Below are 8,944 nucleotides of genomic sequence, written 5' to 3' on the forward strand. Positions count from 1 at the left end.
CATGCACCTGCTGTCCGCGACCCCCGGCACGATCTCCAACGGCGAGGAGGCGATCGACCTTGCCCAGACGCCGGGCGACATCGTGATCCTGACGGTCGCAGACAGCGAACTGGCCTGCTTTGCCCGCGCCACAGCGCAGCTGCCCGAAGCAGGGCCCAGCGTGCGGCTCGCCAACCTGCTCCAGCTGCGCCATCCCTACTCGGTCGATCTCTATGTCGAAAAAGTGATCGCGCACGCCAGGTTCGTCTGCGTCGTGCTGCTTGGCGGGCGTTCGTACTGGCCCTATGGGATCGATGAGATTGCTCGCGTCGCACGCGAGAAGGGCATCGCCTTCGCCGCGCTCGAAAACGGGCCCGAGGAAGACCCCGCGCTGGCGCGGGCCTCCACCCTGCCCGCCGTCCTGCGCGCGCGTCTCGCCGCCTATCTGCGTCAGGGCGGTGTGGCCAACGCGCTCGGCTTTCTCCACAGCGCCGCGGCGATCATCGGTCAGCCGGTGTGCGAACCCCAAGCGCCGTTCGCCATCCCCGATGCCGGATATTACCATCCCGGCGCCGATAGTCGGCGAGACGAACGCGCTGACCACGACGCCGTGCGCGCCGATTGGCAAGAGGGACGCCCGGTGCTGGTGCTGGTGTTCTACCGCGCGCTGCTCATCGCGGGGACACTGGAGGCCGTCGATGCCGCGATTGCGGCGTTCGAAGCGCGCGGGCTCAACGTGGCGGCGGTCTTCGTGCGCGCGCTGCGCGCCCCTTTCGCGCGCGACTGGCTGGGCGCGGCGCTGGACGATCTCGCACCCGACGTCATCGTCAACACCACCGCCTTTGCCGCCTCTTCCTCGGGCGAACCGCGCCAGCCCGCCGTGCTCGAAACCGCCGACTGTCCGGTGCTGCAAATGGTCTTTGCCGCCATCGGGGAGGACGAGTGGCGCGCCAGCGCGCGCGGGCTCTCGCCGCGTGATCTGGCGATGAACGTCGCGCTGCCCGAACTCGACGGGCGCCTGTTCACCCGCGCCGTGGCCTTCAAGGCCAGCGCCGCGATCGACGCGCGGACCCAATGCGCCATCGTCGTGCCGCGCGTGGTTCCAGACCGGCTCGCTTTCGTGGCCGATCTCGCCGCCAACTGGGCGCGGCTTCGCCGTATACCGCCGGGCGAGCGGCGCGTCGCGCTGGTGCTGGCCAACTACCCCAACCGCGATGGGCGCATCGGTAACGGTGTCGGGCTCGACACACCCGCGAGCGCCGCCGCCATCATCGGCCTGCTCGATGAAGCAGGCTACACCACCGGCGCCGCGCCGCGCGACGGCGCCGCGCTGATGGCGCAGCTGACGGGCGGCGTGACCAACGCCCTCTCCGGGCTAGACACCAGGACCGTACACGAAACACTCCCGCTCGACGCCTACAACGCCGCCTTCGCCTTGCAACCGGCAGCCCTGCAGGAGGCCATCACGCAACGCTGGGGTGCGCCCAAGGACGATCCCTTCGTGCAGGGCGGCGCGTTCCGACTTGCGGTCCATCGCTTCGGCAACCTCGTTCTCGCGGTCCAGCCCGCGCGCGGTTACAACATCGATCCCAAGCAAAGCTACCACGACCCCGCGCTGCCCCCGCCGCACGCCTACTTTGCCGTTCACGTGTGGCTGAACACCGTTTTCGGCGCGCAGGCGCTGGTCCACGTGGGCAAGCACGGCAATCTGGAATGGCTGCCCGGCAAGGCGGTATCGCTTAGTGCCGACTGCTTTCCGGAAGCCTGCGCCGGGCCGGTGCCACAGGTCTATCCCTTCATCGTCAACGATCCAGGCGAAGGCACGCAGGCCAAGCGGCGCATCGGCGCGTGCATCGTCGACCATCTCACACCCCCGCTCACCCGTGCGGAAAGCTATGGCGCGCTCAAACGGCTCGAAGCGCTGGTCGACGAATACTACCTCGCCGCCGGAATGGACCCGCGCCGGCTTGAGCGGCTGCGCACCGAGATCCTCGCGCTTGCCCGTGCCGAGGGGCTCGACCAGGACGCGGACGCGCGCGGCGATGACGAGCAAGCGCTCGCCGCGATCGACAACTACCTGTGCGAGCTGAAGGAACTCCAGATTCGCGATGGGCTCCACGTCTTTACCCGCACGCCCGAGGGGCGCTTGCGGCGCGATCTCCTGCTCGCCCTCGCCCGCGTCCCGCGCGGATACGATACACCGGGCCAGGCCTCGCTCCAACGCGCCATCGCAAGCGACCTGGGCCTCGATTTCGATCCCCTCGACACGGTGATGGCCCAGCCCTGGAACGGCCCGCGCCCGGCGCCCCTCACGGCGGTTTCGGACGACCCCTGGCGCACCTGCGGCGACACGGTCGAGCGGATCGAACAGCTCGCCGCCCGCCTTCTCGGCGGTACCCCGGCGCCGGGGCCGCACAGCGCCGCCGTGATCGCGGCGATAGATCAGGACCTCGCCCCGCGCGTCGATGCCTGCGGGACGGCCGAAGCGCACGGCCTCCTTGCCGCGCTTGACGGGCGTTTCGTGGCGCCGGGACCTTCGGGTGCGCCCACAAGGGGGCGGCCCGACGTGCTGCCGACCGGACGCAATTTCTTCTCGGTCGACACCCGCGCGGTGCCGACCGCCATCGCCTGGGACCTGGGCTACCGTTCGGCGCAGTTGCTGGTCGAGGATTACCTCCAGCGCGAGGGTGACTACCCCCGCGCGATGGCGCTTTCGGCCTGGGGTACGGCGAACATGCGCACCGGCGGAGACGACATCGCGCAGGCGCTCGCGCTGATGGGGGTGCGCCCACGCTGGGACTGGGCCTCTGGCCGGGTCACCGGGTTCGAGATCATGACCCTGGCCGAACTCGGCCGACCGCGGGTCGATGTGACCTTGCGCGTCTCGGGCTTCTTTCGCGATGCCTTTCCCGAACAGATGGACCTCATCGACAGCGCGGCGCGCGCGGTCATGGCGCTCGACGAGGCCGAGGGGGACAACCCCGCCGCGGCGCGCCATCGCCAGGAGAGCGCAGCGCTCTGCGCTGCGGGCGCCAAACCTGACGAGGCGGCCCGGCGTGCGGGCGCGCGCGTGTTCGGATCGCGCCCCGGCGCCTATGGCGCGGGGCTTCAGGCGATGATCGACGAACGCCTGTGGCACGAGCGCGCCGACCTCGCCCAGGTGTACCTCGACTGGGGCGGCTACACTTACGGCGGCGGCCAGCAGGGCGAAGCCGCAAGCGCCTTGTTCGAAGCCCGCTTGCGGCTTGCCGATGCGGTCGTGCAAAATCAGGACAACCGCGAGCATGATCTGCTCGACAGCGACGATTACTACCAGTTCGAAGGCGGCATCGCAGCGGCGGTCGAGCACCTGTCGGGCCGCACCCCGCTCTCCTACCACAACGATCATTCCCGTCCCGAGCGCCCGCTCGTGCGCACGCTGGAAGACGAGCTGGGACGGATCGTGCGCGGCCGCCTGACCAACCCCAAATGGATCGCCGGCGTCATGCGCCACGGTTACAAAGGGGCGTTCGAGATAGCCGCCTCGGTCGACTATCTCTTCGCCTTCGCGGCCACCACGCAGGCCGTGAAGGACCACCATTTCGACGCCGTCTACACCGCCTTCATCGCGGACGAGACCGTGCGCGCCTTTATGGCGAAGGCTAACCCCGCCGCGCTGCGCGAAACCGCCGCCAGGCTCGCCGAAGCGCGCGATCGCGGCCTGTGGCGGCCACGCTCGAACAGCGCCGCCGACACGCTTGACCATCTTATCCGGGAGATACCGCAATGACCGACAAGACCCGCAGCGACGAACAGCACAACGCCAAGATGAAGAAGCTTCAGGCCGCGCACGACAAGATCCTGGAGACCAAGACCATCGAAAAGGGCCTGCTCGTGGTCCACACCGGCAAGGGCAAGGGCAAGACCACGGCCGCGCTCGGCATGGTTGTGCGCGCGATCGGGCACGGCAAGAAGGCGGGCGTGGTCCAGTTCGTCAAGGGCGCGATGGCGACTGGTGAAAAAGCCGTCTTCGACGCCTTCCCCGATCATGTCGAATTCAAGCCGATGGGCGAAGGCTTTACCTGGAACACGCAGGACCGCGCGCGCGACATCGCGGTGGCGCGCGAGGCCTGGGAAGAGGTCAAGCGGATGATCGCCGATCCCGCCTACGACATGGTCCTGGCCGATGAACTCAACATCGTGCTGCGCTACGATTACCTGCCGCTCGACGAGGTGCTCGAAGCGGTCACCGCGCGCAGCCCGATGAAGCACGTCCTCATCACCGGGCGCAACGCACCCGAAGCGCTGATCGAGGCCGCCGATCTCGTCACCGAGATGACGCTCGTCAAGCATCCCTTCCGCAGCGGGGTGAAGGCCCAGCCCGGCATCGAATTCTGAGCCGTTCGATGTCCCGTGTGCCGATTGGACGCTCAGTGCCGGGCAAGCTGCGCGTCGAGGCTGCGCGCGGCCGCCACGTAGGCCGGACTGCCGCACACCGTCCAGGCCTGCGGCAAAGTCAGGCGCGGGATGTCCTTCAGCGCGGGATGGTGCAGCATTTCGGTGCCCTGGTCGCGCACCGTGTCGGTCGCGGATTCGACGATGATGAAGTCCGGGCGGGCCGCGATCAGCTCCTCGATCGACAGGCGCGAAAGCGCGGGTTTGTGCAGTTTTTCTGCAAGATTGACGAGCCCGACGCGGTGCATCAGATCATCGACCAGCGTGCCCGTTCCCGTCAGATAGCCGCGCCGCTGGTAATAGGCGGCAACCCGGCCATGTCCATTGCGCGGCAAGGCGGCCAGCGCGCGTTCCATGTCCGCGATCATCGCCGCGCCGCGCGCGGGCTTGCCCACGGCGTTCGACACCGCCCGCATCTGCTCCTCGATGTCGGCAAGGCTCTTCGCACTGGCAAGGTCGAGCGTGGGATAGCGCTGTCCGGCGAGCGCGGTGACCACCGCGCTGCGCCGCGCGGGCATCCCCACGATCAGATCGGGATCGATCGCCAGCACTTCCTCCGCCGAGCCCGAGAGCAGTCGCATCCCCCTGGTGCGCGCCGCATAGGCCGACATCTGCGGATCGGCGGCGTTGCGCGTGAGCCCCGCGATCTGCCCCCGATCGGCAAGCGCCAGCAGGTATTCGTCGGCGCACATGTTGAGCGAGACGATGCGGCGGGGGCCAACCTTTTCCGACGCCTTTTCCGGCGCCTTTTCCGCAGCGGCCATGGCGCCGCTCCCCGCCATGCACCACCATCCCGCACCGGCGAGCATGGCCAGGACAAGCGTGGCGTGAAGGCGAGCGGGGCGGCGAGCGTTTTGGCGTTGCATTTCGCCGCGGTTCCTACCAGCACACCGGGCCGAGACAAGGCCCTAACACCGCTCCTTTCGCACGGCATTCCTGCCGCGCCTTCCCGCATGAGGTTTTCGTGAACGCTCCGCCTTCCGGCACTGCCCTGTCCAGCGCCGTCCTTCACCGCGAACCGCGCGCCCGGTTGCTCCTGCCCGTACTGGCGCTGGCGCTGGTGCTCTCGGCCGGAGCCTCGCTCGCGCTGGGGCCGGTCACGCTCACGCCGGCGCGCCTCATCGCCGCCCTGCTCGGACATGGCGACCGCATTGCGGACGCCATCGTGCTCGACCTGCGCCTGCCCCGGCTGCTGGTCGGCCTGCTCGTCGGCGCGGCGCTGGGGCTGAGCGGCGCGGTGCTGCAAGGCTATCTACGCAATCCGCTGGCCGAGCCTTCCGTGCTCGGCATCTCCAACGCAGCGGCGCTCGGCGCGGTCATTGCGCTCTACTTTGGTCTATCGCAGTGGCATTCGGCAATGGTGCCGGTGATGGCCGTTACGTGCAGCATCCTGGCTTTGTTCGCGTTGTTCGCACTGGCGGGCAAAGCGGGCGGATCGCTCACCCTGATCCTGGCCGGGATCGCGGTTTCCACGCTCGCGGGCGCAGGGGTCAGCCTGGCGCTCAATCTCTCGCCCAACCCTTTCGCGGCGATGGAGATCATGAGCTGGCTGCTGGGCTCGCTCGAGAACCGTTCCTTCGAACATGTCCTGCTCGCCGTGCCCTGTGTGGTCCTGGGCAGCGCGCTGCTGCTCGCCACCGGGCGCGATCTCGACGCGCTGACGCTGGGCGAGGATGGCGCGCGTTCGCTTGGCGTTGCGCTGGGCACCACGCGCCTGCGCGTGCTGCTGGGCTGCGCCATCGCGGTGGGCGGCGCGGTGGCGGTGACCGGTTCGATCGGTTTCGTCGGGCTGATCGTGCCGCATCTCATCCGCCCGTTTACCGACCGCAGCCCTTCGGCCGTGCTGGTGCCCTCGATGCTGGGGGGCGCATTGCTGCTCACGCTCGCCGACGTGCTGGTCCGCCTCGTGCCGACCTCCAGCGAGCTCAAGCTCGGCGTCGTCACCGCCTTTCTCGGGGTGCCGGTCTTCCTTGTCCAACTGCTGCGGGAGCGTCAGCCATGGTAACCTTCACCACCCGCGCGCTCGAAGTCCGGCTGGGGCGCGAAACCGTTCTGCGCGGCATCGATTCCACGCTCGAGGCGGGCCAGTTCATCGGCGTCATCGGACCCAACGGCGCGGGCAAGTCCACCTTCGTGCGCGCGCTGCTGGGGCTGGTCGAACCCAGTGCGGGCACCGTCATGCTCGACGGCACCGACCTTGCCGCCTGGACGCGCCCGGACATCGCGCGCCAGCTTGCCTATCTGCCGCAGGGCCAGACCCTGCACTGGCCGCTCAGCGTCGAGCGTGTGGTTGCGCTTGGCCGGATACCCCACCTGCCCGCTCGCGCACCGCTTTCGGCGCACGATCACGCCGCGATCGAACAGGCGATGCAGCGCGCCGACGTCACCGCGCTACGCCAGCGCCGGGTCGACACGCTGTCGGGCGGTGAGCGCGCGCGGGTGCTCTTTGCCCGCGCGCTCGCGGTCGAAGCGGCCGGGCTGATCGCCGACGAGCCGCTCGCCTCGCTCGATCCCGGTCACCAGATCGACGTCATGGCCCTGTTGGCCCAGGAGGCGCGGCGCGGCAAGCTGGTCATCGCGGTCCTGCACGACCTGACGCTCGCCGCGCGCTACTGCGATCGGCTGCTCTTGATCGACAACGGGCGCCTGTGCGCCGACGGTGCCCCGCTCGACGTGCTTACCCCCGCGCGGCTCGAAGCGGTCTATGGCATCCGCGCCTTCATCGTGCGCGATCCCGGCGGGCCGATGATCGTTCCGCTGGAACGCGATCGAAACGCCCGCCCGCTCCAGCCCGCGCTTGGCGATTGACCCCTCTCGCGCCGCGACCTAAAGGAACCGGCAGCGACAGGTTCCCCACAAAACGGGGATGAAAACGGGAATGGGGTGCAAGGCCCCGGCTGCCCCTGCAACTGTAAGCGGAGAGCCGCGTGCCACGCGCCATTGGGAGGATGCGCCTCCTGAGAAGGCGGCACGTTCCGGCATCGACCCGCGAGCCAGGAGACCTGCCTTTCGCCGTCGTCTTTCGCGCGGACAGGGTGTGCCATGCGAACGGGGGTGAACCCGCTTGACGGCAAGTCCGGCCCCGCGCGGCACGCGGCGGTTCGGGGGATCGCCGCAGGCCGTGTCGCCCTGGCGAAACCTCTTGACCGTTCGTTTCGTGCACGGCCCTGTCGTGAGGGTTTCTGCCATGCGCTTTGCCGCGCGCCGATCCAATGTCCACGCCGCCGCGCGTTGCACGCTGCGCTGTGCAGCATGACCATGTTCGAGACTGTCGACGAGGGCCCCGCGCTCGTCGTGTGCAGCACCTGCCGCCATTCGCCGCAAGCGCGCGAGGATGCCCATGGGCACCGTGGCGGGGCCGCCCTGGCCCAGCTCCTCGAAACGCTGCGCGAACACGATCCGCGTTACGCGCCCGTCGCCATCCAGCAGACCGCCTGCCTCTTCGCCTGCGCCGAACATTGCACCGTGCATCTGCGCGCGCCGGGCAAGGTCAGCTACGTTATGGGCCGCTTCGAGCCCACCCCGGACGCCGCACGTGCGCTGCTCGACTACGCGCTTCATTATGCCCGGAGCGAGGAAGGCTCGGTACGCTACGCGCTCTGGCCTGATGGCGTGAAAGGCCACTTCATCACCCGAACCCCGCCCGCAGGATGCGTAAACCGATGATCTATCCGCACGCCGACGCGCTCGATACCGCGCTCGCCACACTCACCGTTCCCCACAGAGAAGCCATCGCCGCAGCGCAGGCGCGCCAGGACCGGCTGACCAAGCCGCGCGGTTCGCTTGGCCGGCTGGAGGAAATCGCGGTGTTCATGGCCGGTTGGCAAGGCCGCGAAGTCCCCCGCCTCGACCGCGCGGCCTGTATCGTCTTTGCGGGCAACCACGGCGTCGTCGCACAAGGCGTCAGCGCCTTTCCGGCCGAAGTCACAGCGCAGATGGTCGCCAACTTCGAGACCGGCGGAGCGGCCATCAACGCGCTCGCCGGAGCCGCCGGAATGGAACTGGCGATCGTACCCATCGCGCTCGAAAACCCGACCCAGGACTTCACGCAAGGCCCCGCGATGAGCGCGATCGAATGCCTCCAGGCGCTCTCGATCGGCGCCGCCGCGGTCGATCCGGGGCTAGACCTGTTGCTGGTGGGCGAAATGGGCATCGGCAACACCACGGCTGCCGCCGCGCTTTGCGCGCTGGCGCTGGGAGGCTCGGGATCGGGGTGGGTCGGTGCGGGCACCGGGCTCGACGAGCACGGCGTGCGGCGTAAGGCGCGCGTCGTCGACCAGGCGCTTCAGCTCCACCACGACGCGCCGCGCAAGCCACTGGAAACGCTGCGCCGGGTTGGCGGACGCGAAATCGCGGCGATGGCCGGTGCCATACTGCGCGCGCGCGAACTGCGCATTCCGGTCATGCTCGACGGGTTCATCGCCACTTCGGCGCTGGCGCCGCTGGTGGCTACCGCGCCCGGCCTTGCCGCGCATTGCCTCGCCGGGCACACCTCGCGCGAGCCGGGCCATGCGCGCCTGCTCGCGCGGCT

General features: G+C 69.2%; 7 protein-coding genes and 1 riboswitch. Of the genes, 6 read left to right on the plus strand and 1 reads right to left on the minus strand.

Annotated features, from left to right (window positions below; all coding sequences use genetic code 11):
* Position 1: 1 nt before the first annotated feature.
* Both cobN and cobO read left to right on the plus strand, forming a co-directional pair.
* Complete coding sequence (cobN, locus tag MTR62_RS01885; protein ID WP_244016575.1) at positions 2-3,748, plus strand: cobaltochelatase subunit CobN; 3,747 nt, start codon at positions 2-4, stop codon at positions 3,746-3,748.
* A complete protein-coding gene (cobO, locus tag MTR62_RS01890) occupies positions 3,745-4,356 on the plus strand; it encodes a cob(I)yrinic acid a,c-diamide adenosyltransferase (RefSeq protein WP_244016576.1) in 612 nt (203 codons plus the stop codon). The genes cobN and cobO overlap by 4 nt, the downstream gene beginning before the upstream one ends.
* 32 nt (positions 4,357-4,388) lie before the next feature.
* Here the strand turns inward: cobO and MTR62_RS01895 are convergent, their stop codons facing one another.
* The gene (locus tag MTR62_RS01895; protein WP_407672574.1) at positions 4,389-5,279 is read right to left on the minus strand and encodes an ABC transporter substrate-binding protein; all 891 of its coding nucleotides are present in this window, start codon (positions 5,277-5,279) and stop codon (positions 4,389-4,391) included.
* A gap of 125 nt (positions 5,280-5,404) precedes the next feature.
* Here MTR62_RS01895 and MTR62_RS01900 point away from each other — a divergent pair, with 125 nt between their 5' ends.
* From MTR62_RS01900 to cobT, 4 genes are all read left to right on the plus strand, one after another.
* The gene (locus MTR62_RS01900) at positions 5,405-6,418 is read left to right on the plus strand and encodes a FecCD family ABC transporter permease (protein ID WP_407672576.1); all 1,014 of its coding nucleotides are present in this window, start codon (positions 5,405-5,407) and stop codon (positions 6,416-6,418) included.
* Entirely contained in the window at positions 6,412-7,221 is an 810-nt protein-coding gene (locus MTR62_RS01905; protein WP_244016577.1) for an ABC transporter ATP-binding protein, read from the plus strand. The genes MTR62_RS01900 and MTR62_RS01905 overlap by 7 nt, the downstream gene beginning before the upstream one ends.
* A 21-nt stretch (positions 7,222-7,242) precedes the next feature.
* A riboswitch (cobalamin riboswitch) is annotated at positions 7,243-7,437 on the plus strand.
* A 234-nt stretch (positions 7,438-7,671) separates the two neighbouring features.
* The gene (locus MTR62_RS01910; protein ID WP_244016578.1) at positions 7,672-8,079 is read left to right on the plus strand and encodes a DUF1636 domain-containing protein; all 408 of its coding nucleotides are present in this window, start codon (positions 7,672-7,674) and stop codon (positions 8,077-8,079) included.
* Positions 8,076-8,944 (plus strand): nicotinate-nucleotide--dimethylbenzimidazole phosphoribosyltransferase (cobT, locus tag MTR62_RS01915; protein ID WP_244016579.1); only part of this gene is annotated, 869 nt, incomplete at its 3' end. The genes MTR62_RS01910 and cobT, both read left to right, overlap by 4 nt.

Origin of the sequence: Novosphingobium organovorum (genome assembly GCF_022832435.1) — a bacterium.
In the GTDB taxonomy this organism is placed as follows: domain Bacteria; phylum Pseudomonadota; class Alphaproteobacteria; order Sphingomonadales; family Sphingomonadaceae; genus Novosphingobium; species Novosphingobium organovorum.